Below are 21,140 nucleotides of genomic sequence, written 5' to 3' on the forward strand. Positions count from 1 at the left end.
AAGGTTATGCCAGCACACAGTTCAAATCTGTGTATGGTATAACCTTTTTTCCGTAAAATGACATAAGGAAAATGAATTCTGCGAATATGGCGTCAAAATTTGCAAATTGACGACAGAACATTTATGTTATTTAGGAATAGCATCATCAGGGCGTGTCTGAAAATCCGCTTCCTTCGGAGTTTTCAGACACGCCTTAATGTAAAGTCATTATAAATTATTAAGCACCCGGACTGGTGTACATGAGTGGAGATGTGATGATGAAAAAGAAAAAAAGCCTTGATTCAGCACCATGGATCTGGAGAACTGTCAGTACAGTATCCATCTTGGCAACTTTGTTGTTGTTATTTGGATTTGGATATGCCATAAAAGACGTGATTTTCCCCGAGGGAGACTCTGCGTTAACTACAGGCCAGGAGACAACTGCTCCATCTAAGGATAACGAGGGGGAGCCAGCAGTCGTGGAAGATGGCAAGATTCGGATGGCCGTCATCGGTGATTCCCTGGCAAGAGGCACGGGAGATGATGAAGGACTCGGTTTTGTGAGACGTGCAGGAAACCTGCTTAAAGATAAAGGATATGACGTTCAGGTTCTTAATAATCTGGGTGTAAACGGTTTGAGAACAGATGCTTTATTGGAGAAACTCGATGAGCAAGGTGTGCGTTACGTCCTGCAACAGTCCAATTTTATTTTGCTCTCGATCGGCGCAAATGATTTGTTTCAGGGAGGACAAGTTCTACAGGGGGAAGATCCGCCAACAGCAGAGCAGCTGGCAGCGGCTTTGCCGGAAACGTCGAAGCGCCTTCAAGAGATTTTGAAGAAAGTCAAAGAAATTAATCCCGATGCACAGATTGCGTACATAGGACTGTACAATCCATTTGGCGATGTGAAGGAACTGGAGAAGCCGGGTAATGCAGTGGTTGCTGCTTGGAACGATGCTGCACTGGCTATTTTGAACAATGAGGACAAGATGACACTGGTCCCTACATTCGATTTATTTGAAAATCATCTGGGGGAGTATCTCTCGTCAGATCATTTCCATCCCAACGGACAAGGTTATGAGCAAATTGCAGTTCGGATCGCACAGGAATTCCAGGCAGATACATCGGCAGAAGGGAGCGGAAAATAAATGGCAGAGCTGCAGTATGATTCCGTCTTGTCTGTACAGCATCTGAAGAAGCGGATCGGACGCAAGTGGATCATTAAGGACGTTACATTTGACGTAAAACCTGGTGAAATCTTTGGCTTTCTCGGTCCCAACGGTGCCGGGAAAACAACAACGATACGGATGCTGGTGGATCTGATCAAACCGACGGAAGGGAAAATCAAAGTCTGTGGTTATGATGTGAATCGGGACCCTGAGCGTGCTTTGAAGTATGTAGGCTCCATTGTTGAAAATCCGGAGGTATATACATATCTGACAGGGTGGGAGAACCTGGAGCATTTTGCCCGCATGCAACCAGGTGTGGACAACGAGCGCATTCAGGAAGTTGTGGATATTGTGCGTCTGGATCAGCGGATTCACGATAAAGTCAGAACATACTCACTCGGTATGCGTCAACGGCTCGGTATTGCACAAGCGCTGCTTGGTCGACCGCGTCTGCTCATTCTGGATGAACCGACGAATGGCCTTGATCCAAAAGGAATTAAGGAACTTCGTGTCTTTATTAAGCAACTTGCCAGTGAAGGTATGGCTGTATTTGTCAGCAGTCACTTGTTAAGTGAGATCCAGCTTCTCTGTGACAGAGTAGCTATTATCAGTGCTGGGCGTGTGCTTGCCGTTGGAGGTGTAAGCGAACTGATTGAAGATCATTCCAAGCTGGCTATATGGCACGTTTCACCACTGGAGCAAGGCAAAAAGATGTTACTGGATGCAGGCATTACTCTGGTAAGTCGACCTGCGGATGTTATGGATGATACCATTGTTGCGGGCCTTGGTCCCAACGCTGTGGTTGCCGAGATGCATGAAGATCGAATCCCTGATCTGGTGCAGCAGATGGTTCAAGCTGGTATACAGGTTGAAGGGGTACAGCGGATTCAGCCTACGCTTGAACAACTATTCTTAAAAATGACAGAAGGTGAATCCATTGAATAATATCATGCCGCTGATTCGCAATGAAACGATTAAGATGGTGAAGAAAAAACGGCTTTATATTATATTTATTGTACTTGCGGTCCTCGTACCGATGTTTACGTATGCCCAGATGAAATCTGCGGAGAATAATCGCGACAAGTTTGGCGGCGATTGGCGTCTTGAACTGCAACAGGCCATCACAGACAATCAAAACTCGCTCGGTAGTGATCGGGTACCTGAAGAGTACAAGAAATATAGAACAGTGTATATCCAGCAGATGCAGTACTATCTTGAAAATGACATCAATCCCAAAGAACCGGGTGGTGTTACCTTTACGCGGGAGTTCATGAACAACGCGGTTGGATTGTTTATTCCACTGTTAATCATGGCTATTGCTTCAGATCTTGTTTCCGGTGAACGTACGACAGGTACGATTAAAATGCTTTTAACACGTCCGGTTAGACGCTGGAAAGTGCTTCTGAGCAAATTAATTACGCTGATTATGTTTGTATCGATCATAGTGGTATCAGCCTACATTATATGTTATGTCATATCGGGTGCGGTCTTTGGTTATAAAGGCTTCAACATGCCAATCTTCACAGGATTCAAGGTTGTGGGAACAGATGTCGATATGTCGGCAGTGCATGCTGTAGACCAGTGGTTGTATATGCTTATGCAGGCAGGACTGATCTGGTTTGTGAGTGTAATTGTGGCTATGCTTGCATTTATGGTATCCGTGCTTGTGCGAAGTACTGCTGCAAGTATCGTTATCATGATGGCCGCGCTGATTGCAGGAACAATCTTGACCAGTATGGCTGCATCCTGGCAGACAGCGAAGTATCTGTTCATGGTTAACCTCGAACTTCCGAATTATTTGTCTGGCGGATTACCACCAATCGAGGGTATGAATTTAGGTTTTTCCCTTATTGTGCTTAGTGTTTGGGGCATTGCTTCACTCATTGTGTCATTCCTTGTCTTTACGAAACGGGATATCTTGAATTAAAATGGACAAGGATAAGAAAACATCTGTTTGCATTTTAGGCATTTTTTTAGTTGCAAGTTAAGAAGGGGGAGCATGAATGGTCGAGCAAATCGATATGTCGGCAGGTTCGACAGGCGGAGGACAGGGGTCTTCAGGCTACGACGCGGACGACATTCAAGTACTTGAAGGGTTGGTAGCGGTACGGAAACGGCCGGGGATGTACATCGGCAGCACCAGCACTTCGGGTCTACATCATTTGGTATGGGAAATTGTCGACAACGCTGTCGACGAACATCTCGCCAAATTCTGCTCCAAAATCGATATCACGCTGCATAAGGACGGTTCTATTACGGTTCAGGATAACGGAAGGGGAATTCCGACAGGTATACATAAAACAGGGATTCCTACTCCCCAGGTCGTGTTTACGATTTTGCACGCAGGCGGAAAGTTCGGTGGATCAGGATACAAAAAATCAGGCGGTTTGCACGGTGTAGGTGCGTCAGTTACAAACGCATTGTCCGAGTGGCTTGAAGTCGAGATTTTCCGTGATGGCAAGATTCATCGTCAGCGATTCGAGTACTGGAAGGACAAAAAAGGGATTGAACATGTCGGTGAACCGGTCTCCGGTCTCGAAGTGTTGGGCAATACCAATCGGACAGGTACAAAAGTTACATTTAAACCGGATATTCGGGTGTTCCAGAGCGGCATTCAATTTAATTATGATACATTGGCAGAACGTCTTCAGGAGATTGCTTTTCTGAATTCGGGTCTGAAAATTGTGCTCAAGGACGAACGTTCGGGCAATCAGGATGAATACATGTATGAAGGCGGAGCAAGCCAGTTTGTTGCTTTTCTTAACGAAAATAAAGATGTGCTGCATGATGTTATTCACTTCTATGCGGAGAAGGATGACATTGAAGTCGAAGTGGCAATCCAGTATAACGCGGGTTATACGGAAACACTGGCTTCGTTCGTGAACTCGATCCCTACTCGGGGCGGCGGTACTCATGAGACTGGATTCAGGGCTGCGTATACCCGTGTAATGAATGATTACGCACGGCGTACCAGCATGATTAAGGAAAAAGATAAAAACCTCGAAGGTAATGACCTGCGTGAAGGTATGATGGCCGTCATCAGTGTCAAAATGTCAGATGTTGAGTTCGTAGGTCAGACCAAGGATCAGCTCGGCAGCGCTTCCGCTCGAAGTGCAGTGGATTCGGTCGTGTCCGAAAATATTCAAAGGTTCCTGGAAGAAAACCCGCAGGTAGCGCAAACGTTAATTCGCAAAGCGGTTCAAGCCTCCAGAGCCAGAGAAGCAGCTCGCAAAGCACGTGATGATATGCGTACAGGCAAAAAACGCAGTGAAAGTTCTAACCTGAACGGCAAACTGACGCCGGCGCAATCGAAGGATTTTACCCGAAATGAGTTATTTATTGTTGAAGGTGATTCCGCAGGTGGTTCTGCCAAACAGGGACGTGACTCGAAGATTCAGGCTATTCTGCCGCTCAAGGGAAAACCCCTCAATCCGGAAAAATCGAAGCTGGCCGACATTCTCAAAAATGAAGAATACCGCGCTATTACAGCGGCGATCGGGGCGGGCATAGGAACCGAATTTGCAGTTGAAGACAGCAATTATTCCAAAATTATCATTATGACCGATGCGGATACGGATGGCGCACATATTCAGGTGCTGCTGTTGACCTTCTTTTATCGTTATATGAAGCCTTTAATTGATGCAGGCAAAATATATATTGCTCAGCCGCCATTGTACAAACTTACTCGTAAGTCTGGTAAGCTCGCGAGTGTTCGATATGCATGGACGGATGAAGAACTAGCGAATTATATGAAGGAATTCGGTAATAATGTTGAGCTTCAACGTTATAAAGGTCTTGGTGAGATGAATCCGGATCAACTGTGGGAGACAACAATGAATCCGGAAACTCGTGCGATGCTGAAGGTACAGATTGTTGATGCAGCAAAAGCAGAGCGTCGTGTATCTACGCTCATGGGTGATAAGGTTGATCCGCGGAAACGCTGGATTGTAGAGAACGTCGACTTTACAGAGTACGAAGAATAGAAGGTGCTTGGAATGAGTCCATCAGAACAATTTATGCCGGCCTTTCTCGAAGAGGTCGTAGGGGACCGGTTCGGTCGCTACTCCAAATATATTATTCAGGATCGAGCCATTCCGGATGTCCGGGATGGGTTGAAGCCAGTACAACGGCGTATTCTGTACGCCATGTACGATTCAGGTAATACGCCTGACAAGACTTACCGCAAGTCTGCCAAAACCGTTGGGGACGTAATGGGTAATTATCATCCACATGGTGACTCCTCCATCTATGAAGGTATGGTGCGGATGGCTCAGCCTTGGAAAATGGGCCATATGCTCGTGGACGGTCATGGTAACTGGGGATCACAGGATGATGACCCGGCAGCGGCGATGCGGTATACGGAGGCCCGTTTGTCGCCCATCGCGATGGAGATGCTTCGCGATATCGAGAAACGGACGGTGCTGTTTAAGGATAATTTTGATAATACGGCCAAAGAACCGGTTGTATTGCCATCCCGTTATCCGAACTTGCTGGTTAATGGTGTCAGCGGTATCTCCTCAGGGTTTGCAACGGAGATTCCTCCACACAATTTGCGTGAAGTCATTGATGCTTCCATCGCTGTGATGGAGAAACCGTCGATTGAGCTGGACGAGATCATGATGTTTATGAAGGGTCCTGACTTTCCAACCGGCGGATTAATTATGGGCGGTGACGGCATTCTGGATGCCTATCGCACAGGTAAGGGACGGATCTATATCCGGTCCAAAACCGATATTGAAAACATGCGTGGTGGCAAACAGCAAATCGTCATTACCGAGATCCCTTATCAAGTTGTGAAGTCTCGCCTGGTTACAGCGATGGAGAACATCCGACTTGAGAAGAAGGTTGAAGGTATTGCCGAAGTGCGTGATGAGAGCGGACGTGAAGGTCTGCGAATCGTGGTTGAGCTGAAAAAAGAAGCGGACGCACAAGGTATTTTGGCTTATTTGCTGAAGAAAACCGACCTGCAGGTCACCTATAACTTCAATATGGTGGCGATTGTGAATAAAGCACCACAACAATTGGGATTGAAATCAATTCTGGAGGCTTACATTGCCCATCAGCGGGAAGTTGTTACATTCCGTACCCGGTTTGAGCTGGAGAAAGCGGAAGACCGTGCACATGTGCTGGAGGGCTTGGTTAAAGCTCTTAACATCCTTGACGAGGTCATTGCAGCGATCAAAGCGTCGAAGAACCGTCAAGATGCTCAAAATAACCTGATGTGGATGTTTGGATTCACAGAACGCCAAGCGGATTCCATCCTTACTTTGCAATTGTACCGTTTGACTAATCTGGAGATCAATTCTCTGGAAAAGGAACTCGGTGAACTGATGAAAAAGATTGCACAACTACGATCCATTCTGGATAGTGACCGCAAGCTCATTGGAGTCATCCGCAAAGAATTGATGGAGATTCGTGAGAAATACGGCATAGACCGTCGTTCTGCGATTCAGGGTGAAGTGGAAGAACTCAAGGTTAATCTCGAAGTACTTGTGAACGCGGAAGATGTATTTGTTACGTTATCCAAAGAAGGATACGTGAAACGTACAGGAATGCAGTCCTTTACACGTTCTGGTGGTGAACGGAGTGGAAGTGGTGTGAAAGACGGCGATTATATCGCTCAGGTTCTGGAAGTAAATACACTTGAGAATCTGCTTGTCTTTACGAGGAAAGGTCAGTATTTCCTGTTACCTGTTCACCAGGTACCTGAATTCAAGTGGAAAGACCCAGGCACAGCCATTGTGAACGTGATTCCCCTTGCGAAAGATGACCGTATTGCAAGTGTGCTTGCTGTGAAATCCTTTGAAGAACCGAATCACAGTCTGGTCTTCGTTACGCGAAGAGGACAGGTGAAACGAACGGAACTGAAGGATTATATTACCAAACGTTCCGGTGCGGTTGCGGCTTGTAAAGTGGGCAAGGACGATGAAGTGTTATCTGTACATCTAAGTACAGGCAGTCAAGATATTATGCTGATTACAAAAGAAGCCATGGCGATTCGTTTCCGAGAGGATGAGGTTAATCCAATGGGACGTGTATCCGGTGGGGTTCGTGGTATTCAGTTGAAAGATACAGATGAAGTTGTATCTGCCCTATGGGTAGAAGGAGATGTAGGTGAAGTTGCCGTGTTGTCCGATCTTGGATATGGTAAACGTTCATTACTCCTGGATTATGCTGTCCAGAGCCGTGGAGGCAAGGGGCTTGCCACATTTGAGTTCAAAGAAGGCAAACGTGTGAAACCGAATGGCAGCCGTATTGTTGGAGCGTTTTATTGCAAAGAGCAACGTAACATCACTGTAATGACCAAGGAAGGCCAAGTGCATCCGATCTCTTCGGAAGGTGTTCCGATTACTGAGCGCAAACATATTGGCAAACTGATCGTTCCTGTGGATAAACAGGACGAGATCGTTGAACTTCTGAGGGACTTCAATGAGAATCAACCAGCAGCATCTTCATAAAAAAACAAGTTCATAAAAAAAGCAAACAAGACTTTTCGCAGCGCAGCTAATCCTGTCATGCGAAGAGTCTTTTTTTGTTGTTCGAAGGCGGATTAGAAGAGGTCATCCATGCGAAGTTTAACAACCTTCGTCGATTACGGTCGATCGCTAGGAAATTGAAAAAAGGCAGCAGGAATGCGGCTTTAGAGCGCGAAAACTTAAGCAGGTGAAGTGATAACCGGTTGCAGAGAGGAGCGATGGAAGATGTATAATTCCGATTTTGCCAAGTGCTGGTTCAGGTTAACCAAAGATTATAAATTGCATATGGATCAAGAGCTGGCACCCTCATTAACGGAGGCTCAGCTGGCTGTTCTGGAGGTGCTTGAAGATCATCAGAAGATGAAACCTTCGGATCTGATTCCTTATCTGGCGACTACGCCAGCTGCCGTAACCATGCTGCTCGATCGGATGGAGAAGAATGATCTGATTCGCAGGAATCGGGATAATCAGGATCGACGCATTGTGTGGGTATCTCTGTCAGAGAAAGGAAGAATGGAGACAGAGCGGGGAATCACCATCCGTAACGAATTCATGAACTCTGTTCTCAGTAACATTTCGATGCACAATCAACAATTGCTGGTATATCTGTTAGGCAAAATGACAACACCTAAGACCAAAGAGCCTGCCTTATCTACTTCGGTATGATACCATGCTAATTCTTCTGAATAACCATAGGAGTGCCTGCTCGTTTCATGCAGGAGCCCTATGGTTATGTTATTTACAAAATACATATGATACACACTGTGTCCGAGTTAGTTTAGTTGAGTAAAGGTAGGGAAGTAACACAGTTAGTATGTCCTAATATTATTTTTGTAATTTAATATGTAAAGAGTTGACTATGTAAATATTTTTGTTATAATAAATAATTGTTCCCCTGATATTTCGTGTACGAAATATTATATTCCAAAAGTAAAAGGGTGAATCAATGACTGATACGTATGAAGTATTCTATATTATTAATTCGTTCCGCCAAGTGAATCAAATGCTTTTTCGAGCATTTTGGAATGAAAACAAGGAGATCGAGCTGACTTCGATCCAGTTTATGGTGTTATCCATTCTGAGGGAGCGTCCTTCCATTGGCATCAATGAAGTGGCTGAGCTATGCCATATGGGCAGCAGTTCCATGAGCGCTGTTGTGGAGCGACTGGTCAAAGGCGAGTATATCGTTCGGACACGTTCAGATGCTGACCGCCGATCCGTTAAGCTTCAGATTACGGACAAAGGGGAACAGGCCCAACAGGAAACGCACCATTTGTGGATGGAAAGAGTGTCACCTATTTTGGATATATCGAAGGAAGACCTTGAGCACCTACTTAGAATTCATAGTCAAATGATTGAAAAGTTAGAAGGAAGAGAGATGAACAACATATGAGTACGACTACTGCTGCAGCTCCATCCTCCGCGATGGACAACATCAAGAAAGGCCCGATTGTAGCGGCATTGTTAATTGGTGCCTTTGTGGCATTCCTGAACCAAACCCTGATGAACGTAGCGCTTCCTAAAATCATGGAAGACCTCGCGATCAATGCCAACAAAGCCCAATGGTTAACTACGGGTTACATGCTTGTGAACGGTGTACTAATTCCGGTTACGGCATATCTGATTGCCAAATTTTCAACGCGTCAAATTTTCATTACAGCCATGACTCTATTTACCATAGGTACATTAGTCTGTGGTCTTAGTCCAACCTTCACCATTCTGATGGTAGGTCGTGTCATTCAAGCGGCAGGTGCAGGTATCCTGATGCCTCTGATGACCGTTGTATTCCTGACCATCTTCCCGATTGAGAAACGCGGTCAGGCCATGGGAACCATGGGGATTGCGATGATTCTGGCTCCTGCGATTGGGCCTACACTTTCAGGTTATGTGGTTGAGCATTATTCCTGGAGATTGTTGTTCTACATCATCTTGCCATTCTCTATTATTGCAACGGCAATCGGTATTGCTTTTGTCAAAAACGTAACACGTCAGTCCAGACCTAAACTGGATTATCCAGGCGTTATTTTATCTACACTAGGTTTTGGTAGTTTGCTCTACGGATTTAGTGATGCGGGTACCGATGGATGGGGCAGTGCAATTGTCATTGGATGCCTCGTTGTAGGTGCGATATCCCTGATTCTGTTCGTTATTCGTCAACTGACAACAGATCATCCGCTCCTTGAGTTCCGTATTTTCAAGTACAACATGTATACATTAACAACGATTATCAATATGCTCGTGACAATGGCGATGTTTGCAGGTATGATTCTGCTCCCTATTTTCCTGCAAAACATTCGTGGATTCTCACCGATTGAATCAGGACTTCTGATGATGCCCGGTGCGATATTGATGGGGATTATGTCTCCTATTACTGGTCGCATATTTGACAAAGTGGGCGCACGCTGGCTTTCGGTTGCAGGTCTTGCCATTACGGCAATTACAACTTTTGGATTGAGTCGTCTGGCCATCGATACCACTTACAGCTACATGATGTTTATCTACACGGCTCGTATGTTCGGTATGTCGATGCTGATGATGCCGATCCAGACAGCAGGTCTGAACCAACTGCCTCAGCGTCTGAACGCGCATGGTACAGCGATGTCCAATACATTGCGTACAGTTGCCGGTGCGATCGGTACAGCCATTCTGGTTACCATCATGAGTAGTAAGCTCAAAACACATCTGGCGGATGCAGTGGCTGCGGGTCAGGTTAATCCAAATGATAAGACAGCAATGATTGCTGCTACAGCAGATGCAACAATTTACGGTGTTAACTATGCATTCATCGTGGCTACCGGAATGACCGTGGTTGCTTTGATCATGGCGTTCTTTATTCGGAAAACGAAACCAGCTGTTGAACCTGTTACTGTAGAACAGGAAAAAGCGACGGCTACAGCGTAACGAACATCAGATAAAAAACCAAAAAAGAGAACTCTAGCAGTTGAAAAGGGGTAACCCTAACTGCCTGAGATCTCTTTTTTTTTTTGGTGTGAGCGATATGAAGAGAGTACTCTTATTATTCGGGCTGGATCGTTGGATCGAGAAGAAATACAGGATCGGGCTCATAACCGAACTGTTTGAGATTAATGGTTCCATTCAGTTGAAACTCTACACCTTCGCTAATCAGTTCTGTTTCCTGCATCATGCGCGAGTGTTCATCTGGTATGGAGAGTTCGCCTTTTGCGTTGACGACACGGTGCCAGGGCAGACGTTCCTTGCGGCTCATCGAGTGCAGAATACGTACGACTTGTCTCGCGGCTCTTGGACTTCCGGCATGTGCTGCAATTTGACCGTAAGTCATCACTTTACCTTCGGGAATCGCCGCGATGATCGCAACGACTCGTTTGGTAAAAGGGGTCATCATGATGTCTCCTCTCTGTATCTTAGGTATATAGCTGAAAATATGAAAAAACGTGTCGTTCAGATACAGAATCTGAACGACACGTGATATGGACAGATCTAACCTGATCCTGTGTATTTAAAGAGGTTGTTCGATAAACCGCTTGTGATCGCATCTTATCGGTACTGAAAACCAGTCTTTTTGAACACGTACTTATGGATGTTGTCCAAAAGCTTTTTGGTACACGGCAGCGGGCCATTCTGCCCAAGGGAATTCTCTTGCAGGCAAAGATTGCAAAATAACTTCTTCCTTGGTAACGGGATGGGGGAAAGCTGCAATTGCAGACCATAGAGCAATCTGTTGTCCGGGTTTATTCACGCTTGCACCGTACTTCTGATCCCCGTACAGAGGGCAACCGATTTCTTTCATTTGCACCCGAATCTGATGAGATCTGCCGGTGTGCAGTTCGATATGGACGAGGCTGTAACGGTCTGTTTCCCCGATAACACGGTAATCCAGAACGGCATCCTTACCGCCAGCGGTACCCTTAGGCACAACAGTAACGGTATTCGTGCGCGCGTCTTTCAGCAACGTGTGTTTTAACGTTCCCTGCTGTGCAGGCAACTTGCCATGTACAACAGCCGCATATATTTTACGGAAATGACGTCCGCGTACAGTCTCGGACAATCTCGAAGCGGCTTTGGATGTCTTGGCAAAGATCATTGCCCCTCCAACAGGGCGATCAAGTCGGTGTACTAACCCGAGATAAACATTGCCAGGTTTGTTGTATCGTTCTTTCAGATCCTGCTTCAGCAATGTAAGCAAATCGAGATCACCTGATGAATCTTCCTGGGTAGGTACATTGACCGGCTTCGTAATACCTAACAGATGGTTGTCTTCGAACAGAATTGGAATTGCATCGTGGTCATGCCGATGTTCTGACATGATTAAGACTCCCAACGGCCCAGAATACCACAAGGCAGATCTAGACCACTGCGTGTGATCGGCAGACCAATTTCACCTGCAGTAATGTCACCACCGTACTGAGCAGACATCGTCATGGTCAACATGTTGCGCAGAACCGTAGAGGAAATGCCCGTAGTGTAGGAGTTAACCAGCATGAATAATGGATTATCCGACAAGATCGTCATACACGACTTCAAGAAAGGATATAGGTTCTCTTCCAGTTTCCATGTCTCTCCATTAGGGCCTCGGCCATAAGAAGGAGGGTCCATAATAATGGCGTCGTAACGATTTCCGCGACGTTGTTCCCGTTGTACAAATTTGAATACATCATCTGTAATAAAACGAACAGGGCGATCAGCCAGTCCGGATAATTGAACATTTTCCTTGGCCCATTGAACCATGCCTTTAGCTGCATCCACATGCACGACAGAAGCGCCTGCATAAGCAGCAGCTACCGTTGCACCACCTGTATATGCAAATAGGTTCAAGACGGAAATAGGGCGTCCTGCATTGGAGATTTTATCCATCATCCAGCTCCAATTGGCGGCTTGTTCAGGGAACAGGCCCGTGTGCTTAAAGCTGGTAGGTTTAATGTGGAATTTCAGGTTTTCGTATCCGATCGTCCAGCGCTCGGGAATGGGCTTTTTCATATCCCAGTTACCGCCACCGGAAGAGCTGCGATGATAGTGACCATGCACCTGACGCCATTCATTGGTTTCTTGCTCAAGGGGCCAGATAATCTGTGGATCGGGTCTGCGTAAAATCACATCTCCCCAACGCTCCAGTTTCTCGCCGCCTCCTGTATCGATTACTTCATAGTCCTTCCAATTCTTAGCTACGTACATAATGATTTATCCATCCTTCAAAAGTCATTTGGATACTATTGTACAACAAAAAAGGGCTTGTACGCCAGTTGGGGAAGGGCGGGATTGAAGGAACCGAGCGGATCTGACCTTAAAAGGGTGAAGTATTTTAGCTGTGTTGAAATACAACGTGCGCCATATACTGAAAAACAAAGATAACCAAAAATTTAATTTGACAATGATAATCATTATCACATATGATTTTGTTAATCCAAAATTCATTCTTTCTTCATAGAGAGAATATAACATGATCAAATTAAAGTGAGGGAAAAATAGATGGCTAAATTGTTAGTGGCTTATGCGAGCATGACAGGAAATACAGAAGAAATTGCAGAACTGATTGTGGAGGGAATTACACAGGGAGGCCACGAGGCAGACCTGAAATCCGTAACGGATTGTAATGCATCTGATGTATTGGACTATGACGGATTCATGATCGGTGTTTACACTTGGGGAGACGGGGAGTTGCCAGATGAATTCCTTGATTTCTATGAGGAGCTGGATGAGCTTGACCTGAGTGGTAAGAGGGCTGCGGTGTTTGGTAGTGGTGACACCTCATATGAGCAGTTCTGCGGTGCAGTTGATCTCGCGGCTGCCAAGTTGCAAGAGCGTGGGGCGGAGGTATCTCCAGAGATGTTGAAAATTGAATATAGTCCGCTTGAGCAGGAGAAAGAAACATGCCGTGACTTTGGCAAACGCTTCGCTGCTGCCGGATTACAGGTATCCTAAAGGTCATGTTAAGACATAATTTTCAGGCAGCGATGTCAGTCGGAAGGAATGATCTTCCTGGACGCCTGCTTGAAGATTACAGATTGGAAGAAATGCTGCGCAGCCCACACCGATTCATCCGCCCTGAACCAGTGTCTGAGCAGCGTTCTCCACTGCAATGGAGGCACCGTGTACAATATGCGGTGAGCCATGCGGTCAATGCCTTTTATAGTCTCGACCCCGATGTTCGCAAAGAGGTACCCGTACAGTATTTACTTGAGAAGTGGTGGCCCAGAAAGACGGATGGATTCGAATCTGTTCTCCATTACTGGGATGTGAAGAACAAGATTACGGATGAATTGTCACTCGCGATTGCGATGAACGATGATCTGAAGCATCCAGCCATTCTTTTTGAACAGTGGAGAACGGAGTTACCTTCATTATCCATGCATTTGTCGATGATATTTCAGACGGCCTGGCAACCAGAAGGCTGGGATTCGTTGCTTATTCAGAAATATATAGTTGTCCATGATCCAAACGTAGTTGAGGCCTTTCAGCATATGGTCAGTGCATTCTGCTGGGAAGCCTTCGGAAAATTACCGGGTATGATCGAGATATACTGCTTGTTGGAAGGACGCAAAATTAGATACATCCCTGGACGCCAGTCTTTGATACGTTCCATGGACTACATTCGCTTAGTACGTGATAGCATGCCGCAAGCAGAAGTGGTGGAGTCAGAACAGTTTACGACGCGTGATAAAGCTCGCATACACGAAGAGGTAGATCGCTGGAGAACGGAAGCCGTTGAACCGAAGAAAACATGGTTGATGTGAAGGCAGTTGAAGGATAACGATATATCACGCAGATAAAGGAGGGGAAGTCGCCATGTCTACCGATCTAAGTCAAAATATAAGCAGCGGCAAGAGACGTGCAGGAACTTGCGAATTCAGTCCGTTGCCAGTACCCCAGTCGGTTATACGAAAGTTGCTTGATGAAGCAGATCCTTCATTATATGTAATGGGTTCAGAACCTTGGAGGTTTATGTTGTTTGCAGGCGAAGGACGACAGCTTTATCTGGAAGCGGTCAGACAGAGCTATCCCCCCCATCTGGCAGATCGCTACGGCGATTGGGCTACATATCAATACACGGAAGCAATCCCTACCCATCTGGTTGTCGTGGCGCCGAGAAATGCCCGTGAGGATGATCTTCTGCCGGCCAAAGCCTGGAGCAAACGTTTTAGTATTCTGGCTGCGGAACAGGGTTTGAATGCGATCTGGAAGATCAATGATTATCAACAACATCCTGTATTTATGAATTTGATGGGTTTGACAAATGAAGAGAAGGTGCTGGGGGTATTCCATATCGGTTACGGAGACCAGCCAGCATTGCGGGATATGGATGCAAGCAGACCAGCCTCTGAACTGATGACGGTCTATGACCATCTGGTATAAAGAAATGATTCATTAGTTCTCTTATTTGCTGGTGCTGAATAGAAAATCACGAACGAGCTGACGATTCGTCTGATCTTTGTTGTAGACGGAGAACAACCGATTGGATAACGTAAGGACATTGCCAAAAAAGAATCGTTCGAATTGGGTCTGTCTGCCCCCGAATGATCCAGCCCCAAGCTCCCAGATCAGGCGGAACAGAGCGTTGCGTTCATGAGAAGCCATATCGTTCCCTTTCAGATATATATTCAGTGAAGGAGCGATATCGGATTGAAACTCTTCTTCCTGAGGGATCATAATCACCCCGCTCGAACCCAAGAGCTGCAGAATTTCAATCATCTCAGGATAAAGTTTCGGAAAAAGGAGATTGGCTGCCATCAACGGTTTGGGTGCAGGTAATACAAATCCTCTTCCGTCTGGTATGGCACCTGCCTCCGCGGCCAAGGCCAATGCTTTTAACGATTCAAGACCTGCGAACAAACGTGCGGTTTTCTCTATCACATGTGCTTCCGTATTCAGATCCAGCGTATCCGTGAGAAGCTGGATTGTACCGAGAACAAATTCCGTCTTGGCAATATAACGACACAATACCTGATGACCTGCGTGAATATGAAAGTTGCTACCGCTGAAGAGACGTGAGGACATTTTCTCACTTCCTGCAAAAAATATTCGTTCATGCGGAACGAGCACCCGGTCAAAGATGACGATATTGTCCATTTCTTCATATCTGGAACTCAGGGGATAATTAGTGTGAGATTCGGCTGCGTAAGTATCCCTGCATACCAGACTGATTCCTGGAAGATCATTGGGGACAGCAAAAGAGAATGCAAATGGATTTTCTTCATCAAATGGGGCGGGAGAAGGTGACGGATACACAAAAATCTCATCCGAGGTTGCACCTTGTGTAGCCATCATGAATGCACCGCTAATAATGAGGCCTTCCTCGGTGCGATCCACGACCTTTGCGGCAATAGCATCCTCAGTAGCATCCAATTGCCCTGAGATTTTGCTGGCATATGGCTGAATGAAGGCATGGGATAGCGTGATATCATGATCACGGCAGTACGTATAATAATTCTTGAGATTTTCTGCATATAGGGGAGATAGTTCGTTCAGGAGATCGGCACCTGTGTAAAAGGACATTATGGCTGTATTCATGTAATCGGGTGAGCGACCAAGAAAGCCATGATGCACATTTGCCCAGATATTCATCCCTTCCCGTCGTTTACGGAGGTCGTCGGCACTGGTTGGAGGCAGGAAGGATATGCCCACAGGTTTGCCGTCTGCCGGGGAGGCATACGTCATCGTTTCTACAAATTTAGGATCAGATTGCAGATCATACATGTACATCTGAGTCTCCATTAAACCAGCAAATGCTACATGTTCAGAGCGTTTTCCAGAAATAAGGTTACCTTTGTACCAGCAAGGGACAGACTGTGCATCAATTCGTTCGCGATACTGTGTGCCACTTTTAACAGGCATTGTTATTCACCTCTTGGTTCTAATCGTTCATGGGCATACTGACTTCTTACGTAGTGTACGTAGGTCATCTGTCCAATGTGCATTGAAGAGGTGAGAAGGATTTTTACAGAATAGGCTTGATAATAATTATCATTCTTGTTACAATAGACAAAGAAAAAAGGAACCGGTAAGGGCTCCTTTAAGTGAATCACATGAGATTACTTATTTTACTTCAAAAGTCTTACAGTCTGTTTCAGCAGACTGACTTGCTTCTTTGGAACTGTGGCTCACGATGTAGATCGAAGAAGCGTTACATTTGTTTTCTTGAGCCCAGTGACGACAGGAATTAACTTCACACAATACGTCTTTTGCCATGATTGTTAACCTCACTTTAATTGGATTACATTCGTTGGTATAAAGAATCCAGATACAGCAAGTTGCCGCTTGCGAAGCTGGGAAATTTTTGCTCTCGCGAAATTCGGAGGGCTTTTTTGCGTTATACACAACGATGCATATTTAGAATAGCAAATTTTATTGAAGCATGCAACCAAATGCCCCTCCTGTGGCAAAATAGTGGACGTGCTGTGGTTATCTTTGCAAAAAGGAAGTAGTATGTTATTATTTAATAGTAATAATTACGATTAATGAGCGAAACCATAAATGAAGGAGCATGTGTTTACATGAGCAAAATAAATCATATGAATCGGATTCCCCGCGCGAAAGGGATCGATATGGCTACATTTTACACGCCGAAAGAGTGTAGGCGCAAAGCCCAGCATATTGTATTTTCCGCTGAAAATGAACGCATCATTAATGAATTTATCACCATTCTGGGCATGAAAGAGAAGTTCAGAGCGCATGATGTATCAATCCCCAACAAGATGGTCATGTTCGGGCCTCCCGGTACGGGAAAAACATTAACGGCATCACATTTGGCGGAGCGACTTGATCTTCCACTGGTTCTCGTGAGATTAGATGCAATCATTCATAGCCATCTTGGGGAGACGGGGAGTAACGTACGCAAGTTATTCGAATATGCAAGAATGAATCCCTGTGTGTTATTTCTGGATGAATTTGATGCTATAGGCCGGACACGTGAGAGCAATGATGAAGTAAAAGAGATGGCGCGTGTCGTCAATACGTTGTTACAATGTTTGGACGAATTCGATGGGGACAGTATTCTGGTGGCTGCGACGAATCTGGAAACCCAACTGGATCATGCCATCTGGCGGCGTTTTGATACGAAGATGACCTATGGAATGCCTGATGATTCAAGTCGCAGATTGTATATCCATAAGTTGGTGGGATCATTTGAACAGGAGACCCGGCTGGAAGATTACATATGTGAACGCTTGGAAGGGTGCAGTTATGCGGATATAGAGCAGATCGTTTTGAAAGCAAAGCGGAAAGCCATCATTACCAGTAGTGTGCTTCATAAGCAACTGATCTCGGATGCTTACGATGAATACAGACCACGTGTATTAGAGTGTTGATTGCTTCCATTCTGGATAAAGCAACAAGGAACACGTTGAACTAGCCCAGTCTCCTGAATGGAGTTCTGGGCTAGTTGTCATGTTAGCGAGGTTCGTTACACTTTAACGGCTGCTCCGTATGCTTTTTCTGTATTCATGGCTTCTTGTGTTGCAGTCCAGCGTGGCAGGCTTAATCTGAACATGCTGCCTTCCGGGCTGCTGGAGACAAGTGTCAGTTCACCACCCTGTTCCTGAGCGAGTAGGCGGCTATATGTTAATCCTAGACCCAGGCCGCGGTTACGACGTTTCTTGAGCTCTCCACGATAGAAGCGTTCAAAGATTTTGGGTTGGTCTTCAGCCGCGATACCTGTGCCGTTGTCCTTGACATCAACGTACAGCATCTGTTCTTCTGCGTGTAGATAAATATCGAAGACAGCCTTTTGTTCAGGAGCTGTGGCATGAAGTGCGTTATTGAGCAAATTAACAATGATCTGCTGAATGCGGAGAGCATCCCCCATGGTAAAGAACGTAACGGGTGAGGAGTGTAGCTGAACCTCTGGCATTTTGTCCTCATACGCAATCTTCCACTGATAGATGATCTCACCGACCAACAGCTTCAGATCCGTCCGTTCCTTGCGAACGGCAACACTTCCTGCAACCATGGCGTTATAGTCAAGCAAATCTGCGACCATACGCTCCATGCGTTCAGATTCCTTCAAAGCGATATCCAAAAATTCTTTTCCTTCCTGTGGACTCACGACATCGTCACGTACTGCCATAACAAGCCCTTTGATAGAAGTTACCGGTGTCTTGAGTTCATGACTCACCCCTGCCAGCGAAAGTGTACGCCATTCTTCGAGTTGTTGGAGACGAGTGGCCATATCGCGGAATGAATTGACAAGTTCATTGATCTCACGCTCTCGTGTATTCAAGTCAAGACTGACATCATAATTGCCACCTCGAATCTGTTCAGCGGCATAGGCTACCTGACGAATAGGTCTGGATAACTTATTGGACAGGAGATAGATTGTAAACCATCCACAGAGGATTAATCCTCCCAGAATTAGAGCGACAAGCCATATGGTCTCTGGACCAAATGTAATGGATTGTTTGGACTGCATAACCCACACTTTACCCAAGGTTTGATCGCCCTCGGATATGTTGACCGTTACACCTGCATATTTGTTGTTTCGCGGTTCAAGATAGTCGTCTGACAGTCGATAATGCACATCTTTTTGCTCCATTTTAGGCTGGGAAAAGATCAATTGATTGTTATTGTCCAAGATCATGACACAAAAATAATGATCTGTATTAAATAGTTTCTCTCGCTTGGTTACCAGTCTGTCAAGATCGGGCGGAACCCGAAGCATATTATTTTCACTGGTTACTCGATCTGCAATCTCCAGACCAAGCAGTTCTGCGGTTTTGAGGCTTTTCTCAATGGAAGTTGTTCGAATCCAGTAGAGTGCCCCTGCCGCAATAATCGTGAAACCAATGCACAAAATGAGAAAATATCGCAGTGTCCAGTGTGACAGAATGGATATCGTTCGTTTGGGTTTCTTCTGTTTCAGTTGGCGATCCAAAATTGATACCCCATTCCTCGCAACGTCCGAATTTCTCCCGTCTCTGGCGACCAGTGGGAGAGGGCTTGACGTAGTCGTTTAATCGATAAATCCACAGCACGGTCACTGCCATCATAGTCCATCCCCCATACCTGTTCAATAAGATGATCTCTGGTAAATGTACGATTCGGATAATCGGACAGGAAGAACAGTAACGACAGGTCACGAGGTGTGAGTGCAACCTCTGCACCGTTCAGCAGCACCTGCTTGGCCGCAAGATCAATGACGAGATTTCCAAAGGAACGCTTCTCTTCGCCACCTGAGGTCCAATGTGGATTACGGCGCAACACCGCATTAACTCTGGCGACCACTTCTTCCGGTACAAAAGGTTTGCTCATATAATCGTCAGCACCAGCATTCAGTCCGTTGAGACGGTCTGAAATGTCATCCAGTGCGGTTAGCATGATCACGGGACAAGCACTTTTTTCACGAATAATCCGCAGCAGATCCCATCCGTCCATTCCTGGCAGCATCACATCAAGTAATACAAGGGAAGGCGTTACGGTATCAAAAAGGGTAAGTGCAGTCGGTCCATCTGCAGCATGATGAACTTCAAATTCTGCTTTTCTCAGATAAGCAGCCAGTACTCGTGCAATAGCTTGCTCATCCTCAACGATGAGTATGGATTTCAAGAAAAGCGGTCTCCTTTCGCTTTGTAAACTTGTACTGATTTTACATGAGCCAGAGCGTAAAGCCAATCTTGTATTACGGTTTTAAAAAAATAATGGGACTTATCTTCTCTTGACTTCTTCCTGACACATTCAATTGATATGATTCACTCCAACAAGCAACCTAAACAATCATGTACTGGAGGAAACATAGAGATGAACAAGAAAGCAAAAGCATGGCTTATTACAGGTGTAGCGGCGGTTGCCGTAATCGGTGGCGGTGGTTACTACTTCACTAATAGCTACTTGGGGAACAATGTGGAGATTGAGCAGGTGCTTCCTGCGAGCACAGCGGCTTCCACAACAACTGTAGATAACACAGGAACGCCTGTAGCCAATGAAACTGCGGGAGCAGAGCAACTGAATGGAGACTGGAGCATCAGCGAAGGTTCCAAAGTATACTTCTCCGTAACCACATCACAGGAGACAGTTAATTTTGTGGACGAGCAGGTAACAGGCAATTGGACGATTAATGTAGACGATGCTGCGCAGATGAAAGCAGAAGGACAGATCGAAATGGACGGAATTGATTCCGGGAATGGACAGCGTGATGGTCACGTGAAGCAAGCCGATTTCTTCGACATTGCGACATACCCACAAGCTACATTTACAGCGACTTCTTTTGAAGGGGTACCTGCGGAATGGCCTGTCGGTCAAACGGTTGATATCAAAATGAATGGTACCATTACGGTTAAAGGTATTGAAAAAGAAGTGACTTTTGATGCAAAAGCTGCTTATGAGAATAACGAAGTATTGTTGTCGGCGACATCGATGGTAACCTTCGAAGATTTCGGAATGGAAAATCCGCACTCCGTTGTGCTCTCGACTGAAAATGATATTCAGGTACAGCTTGAATTGAAACTCTCCAAATAAGTGTAGCAACGATCATATACCTAACAATCTGTTCTGCTTCCGCCTTCCGGTGGGCGGACAGATTTTTTGTTTCTTACAAATAGTGTGATTCTTA

20 protein-coding genes are annotated in these 21,140 nt (G+C 45.7%); 13 read left to right on the top strand and 7 right to left on the bottom strand.

All coding sequences use genetic code 11. The features are described 5' to 3' along the window. Window positions 1-254 precede the first annotated feature (254 nt). The 8 genes from J7E78_RS10280 to J7E78_RS10315 all read left to right on the top strand — a co-directional run bounded on the left by J7E78_RS10280 (window position 255) and on the right by J7E78_RS10315 (window position 10,525). Window positions 255-1,127: a GDSL-type esterase/lipase family protein gene (locus J7E78_RS10280; protein ID WP_311516976.1), complete on the top strand. Its 873-nt coding sequence runs from the start codon at window positions 255-257 to the stop codon at window positions 1,125-1,127. Further along, the gene (locus J7E78_RS10285) at window positions 1,128-2,093 is read left to right on the top strand and encodes an ABC transporter ATP-binding protein (protein WP_215076063.1); all 966 of its coding nucleotides are present in this window, start codon (window positions 1,128-1,130) and stop codon (window positions 2,091-2,093) included. It begins immediately after the preceding gene. After that, entirely contained in the window at window positions 2,086-3,075 is a 990-nt protein-coding gene (locus J7E78_RS10290; protein ID WP_215076064.1) for an ABC transporter permease, read from the top strand. Before J7E78_RS10285 ends, J7E78_RS10290 begins: the two co-directional genes overlap by 8 nt. 76 nt (window positions 3,076-3,151) lie before the next feature. Then, window positions 3,152-5,131 carry a DNA topoisomerase IV subunit B gene (parE, locus tag J7E78_RS10295; RefSeq protein ID WP_215076065.1) on the top strand — a complete coding sequence of 660 codons (1,980 nt, stop codon included), beginning with the start codon at window positions 3,152-3,154 and terminating at the stop codon, window positions 5,129-5,131. Window positions 5,132-5,143: 12 nt separating this feature from the next. Continuing rightward, window positions 5,144-7,606, top strand: a complete 2,463-nt coding sequence (gene gyrA / locus J7E78_RS10300; protein ID WP_215076066.1) for a DNA gyrase subunit A — start codon at window positions 5,144-5,146, stop codon at window positions 7,604-7,606. 243 nt (window positions 7,607-7,849) lie between these two features. Further along, window positions 7,850-8,290 (top strand): MarR family winged helix-turn-helix transcriptional regulator, encoded by a 441-nt coding sequence (locus J7E78_RS10305; protein ID WP_215076067.1) that lies wholly within the window; start codon window positions 7,850-7,852, stop codon window positions 8,288-8,290. A gap of 280 nt (window positions 8,291-8,570) precedes the next feature. Further along, on the top strand, window positions 8,571-9,017 hold the full coding sequence (locus J7E78_RS10310) for a MarR family winged helix-turn-helix transcriptional regulator (RefSeq protein WP_036613308.1): 447 nt from the start codon (window positions 8,571-8,573) through the stop codon (window positions 9,015-9,017). Further along, window positions 9,014-10,525 carry a DHA2 family efflux MFS transporter permease subunit gene (locus J7E78_RS10315; protein ID WP_215076068.1) on the top strand — a complete coding sequence of 504 codons (1,512 nt, stop codon included), beginning with the start codon at window positions 9,014-9,016 and terminating at the stop codon, window positions 10,523-10,525. Before J7E78_RS10310 ends, J7E78_RS10315 begins: the two co-directional genes overlap by 4 nt. 115 nt (window positions 10,526-10,640) lie before the next feature. Here J7E78_RS10315 and J7E78_RS10320 read toward each other — a convergent pair whose 3' ends face one another. From J7E78_RS10320 to J7E78_RS10330, 3 genes are all read right to left on the bottom strand, one after another. Next, window positions 10,641-10,985 carry an MGMT family protein gene (locus tag J7E78_RS10320; protein WP_215076201.1) on the bottom strand — a complete coding sequence of 115 codons (345 nt, stop codon included), beginning with the start codon at window positions 10,983-10,985 and terminating at the stop codon, window positions 10,641-10,643. A 192-nt stretch (window positions 10,986-11,177) separates the two neighbouring features. Further along, window positions 11,178-11,909 carry an RluA family pseudouridine synthase gene (locus J7E78_RS10325; RefSeq protein WP_215076069.1) on the bottom strand — a complete coding sequence of 244 codons (732 nt, stop codon included), beginning with the start codon at window positions 11,907-11,909 and terminating at the stop codon, window positions 11,178-11,180. A gap of 2 nt (window positions 11,910-11,911) precedes the next feature. Beyond that, window positions 11,912-12,775, bottom strand: a complete 864-nt coding sequence (locus tag J7E78_RS10330) for a class I SAM-dependent methyltransferase (protein WP_017687801.1) — start codon at window positions 12,773-12,775, stop codon at window positions 11,912-11,914. Window positions 12,776-13,069: 294 nt separating this feature from the next. Between J7E78_RS10330 and J7E78_RS10335 the strand changes: the two genes are divergently transcribed. The 3 genes from J7E78_RS10335 to J7E78_RS10345 are packed head-to-tail and all read left to right on the top strand — an operon-like array spanning window position 13,070 to window position 14,953. Then, window positions 13,070-13,522: a flavodoxin gene (locus J7E78_RS10335; RefSeq protein WP_017687802.1), complete on the top strand. Its 453-nt coding sequence runs from the start codon at window positions 13,070-13,072 to the stop codon at window positions 13,520-13,522. 5 nt (window positions 13,523-13,527) lie between these two features. Continuing rightward, window positions 13,528-14,334, top strand: a complete 807-nt coding sequence (locus J7E78_RS10340) for a hypothetical protein (RefSeq protein WP_215076070.1) — start codon at window positions 13,528-13,530, stop codon at window positions 14,332-14,334. A 52-nt stretch (window positions 14,335-14,386) separates the two neighbouring features. After that, window positions 14,387-14,953 (top strand): nitroreductase family protein, encoded by a 567-nt coding sequence (locus J7E78_RS10345; RefSeq protein WP_215076071.1) that lies wholly within the window; start codon window positions 14,387-14,389, stop codon window positions 14,951-14,953. 21 nt (window positions 14,954-14,974) lie between these two features. Here J7E78_RS10345 and J7E78_RS10350 read toward each other — a convergent pair whose 3' ends face one another. Then, window positions 14,975-16,432: a 4-hydroxyphenylacetate 3-hydroxylase family protein gene (locus J7E78_RS10350; protein ID WP_215076072.1), complete on the bottom strand. Its 1,458-nt coding sequence runs from the start codon at window positions 16,430-16,432 to the stop codon at window positions 14,975-14,977. A 201-nt stretch (window positions 16,433-16,633) separates the two neighbouring features. Continuing rightward, window positions 16,634-16,786, bottom strand: coding sequence for a DUF1540 domain-containing protein (locus tag J7E78_RS10355; RefSeq protein WP_074095586.1), 153 nt, complete (start codon window positions 16,784-16,786; stop codon window positions 16,634-16,636). A 305-nt stretch (window positions 16,787-17,091) separates the two neighbouring features. Between J7E78_RS10355 and J7E78_RS10360 the strand changes: the two genes are divergently transcribed. Beyond that, complete coding sequence (locus tag J7E78_RS10360) at window positions 17,092-17,904, top strand: AAA family ATPase (protein WP_215076073.1); 813 nt, start codon at window positions 17,092-17,094, stop codon at window positions 17,902-17,904. 95 nt (window positions 17,905-17,999) lie between these two features. Here J7E78_RS10360 and J7E78_RS10365 read toward each other — a convergent pair whose 3' ends face one another. Then, window positions 18,000-19,466: a HAMP domain-containing sensor histidine kinase gene (locus J7E78_RS10365; protein WP_215076074.1), complete on the bottom strand. Its 1,467-nt coding sequence runs from the start codon at window positions 19,464-19,466 to the stop codon at window positions 18,000-18,002. Further along, on the bottom strand, window positions 19,451-20,137 hold the full coding sequence (locus tag J7E78_RS10370) for a response regulator transcription factor (RefSeq protein ID WP_036613325.1): 687 nt from the start codon (window positions 20,135-20,137) through the stop codon (window positions 19,451-19,453). The genes J7E78_RS10365 and J7E78_RS10370 overlap by 16 nt, the downstream gene beginning before the upstream one ends. Window positions 20,138-20,329: 192 nt before the next feature. On the opposite strand from J7E78_RS10370, the gene J7E78_RS10375 reads away from it, so the two are divergent. Then, on the top strand, window positions 20,330-21,046 hold the full coding sequence (locus J7E78_RS10375) for a YceI family protein (protein ID WP_215076075.1): 717 nt from the start codon (window positions 20,330-20,332) through the stop codon (window positions 21,044-21,046). The last annotated feature ends 94 nt before the right edge of the window (window positions 21,047-21,140 follow it).

It is taken from the genome of Paenibacillus polymyxa, from assembly GCF_018614975.1.
GTDB lineage: Bacteria > Bacillota > Bacilli > Paenibacillales > Paenibacillaceae > Paenibacillus > Paenibacillus polymyxa_E.

What these genes read in the sequence shown, in the direction of transcription:
- J7E78_RS10330 (WP_017687801.1), bottom strand. Translation starts at nt 12,775, where the DNA reads ATGTACGTAGCTAAGAATTGGAAGGACTATGAAGTAATCGATACAGGA.
- gyrA (WP_215076066.1), top strand. Translation starts at nt 5,144, where the DNA reads ATGAGTCCATCAGAACAATTTATGCCGGCCTTTCTCGAAGAGGTCGTA.
- J7E78_RS10350 (WP_215076072.1), bottom strand. Translation starts at nt 16,432, where the DNA reads ATGCCTGTTAAAAGTGGCACACAGTATCGCGAACGAATTGATGCACAG.
- J7E78_RS10340 (WP_215076070.1), top strand. Translation starts at nt 13,528, where the DNA reads ATGTTAAGACATAATTTTCAGGCAGCGATGTCAGTCGGAAGGAATGAT.
- J7E78_RS10285 (WP_215076063.1), top strand. Translation starts at nt 1,128, where the DNA reads ATGGCAGAGCTGCAGTATGATTCCGTCTTGTCTGTACAGCATCTGAAG.
- J7E78_RS10345 (WP_215076071.1), top strand. Translation starts at nt 14,387, where the DNA reads ATGTCTACCGATCTAAGTCAAAATATAAGCAGCGGCAAGAGACGTGCA.
- J7E78_RS10315 (WP_215076068.1), top strand. Translation starts at nt 9,014, where the DNA reads ATGAGTACGACTACTGCTGCAGCTCCATCCTCCGCGATGGACAACATC.
- J7E78_RS10305 (WP_215076067.1), top strand. Translation starts at nt 7,850, where the DNA reads ATGTATAATTCCGATTTTGCCAAGTGCTGGTTCAGGTTAACCAAAGAT.
- J7E78_RS10320 (WP_215076201.1), bottom strand. Translation starts at nt 10,985, where the DNA reads ATGACCCCTTTTACCAAACGAGTCGTTGCGATCATCGCGGCGATTCCC.
- J7E78_RS10355 (WP_074095586.1), bottom strand. Translation starts at nt 16,786, where the DNA reads ATGGCAAAAGACGTATTGTGTGAAGTTAATTCCTGTCGTCACTGGGCT.
- J7E78_RS10360 (WP_215076073.1), top strand. Translation starts at nt 17,092, where the DNA reads ATGAGCAAAATAAATCATATGAATCGGATTCCCCGCGCGAAAGGGATC.
- J7E78_RS10375 (WP_215076075.1), top strand. Translation starts at nt 20,330, where the DNA reads ATGAACAAGAAAGCAAAAGCATGGCTTATTACAGGTGTAGCGGCGGTT.
- J7E78_RS10335 (WP_017687802.1), top strand. Translation starts at nt 13,070, where the DNA reads ATGGCTAAATTGTTAGTGGCTTATGCGAGCATGACAGGAAATACAGAA.
- J7E78_RS10310 (WP_036613308.1), top strand. Translation starts at nt 8,571, where the DNA reads ATGACTGATACGTATGAAGTATTCTATATTATTAATTCGTTCCGCCAA.
- J7E78_RS10325 (WP_215076069.1), bottom strand. Translation starts at nt 11,909, where the DNA reads ATGTCAGAACATCGGCATGACCACGATGCAATTCCAATTCTGTTCGAA.
- J7E78_RS10280 (WP_311516976.1), top strand. Translation starts at nt 255, where the DNA reads ATGATGAAAAAGAAAAAAAGCCTTGATTCAGCACCATGGATCTGGAGA.
- parE (WP_215076065.1), top strand. Translation starts at nt 3,152, where the DNA reads ATGGTCGAGCAAATCGATATGTCGGCAGGTTCGACAGGCGGAGGACAG.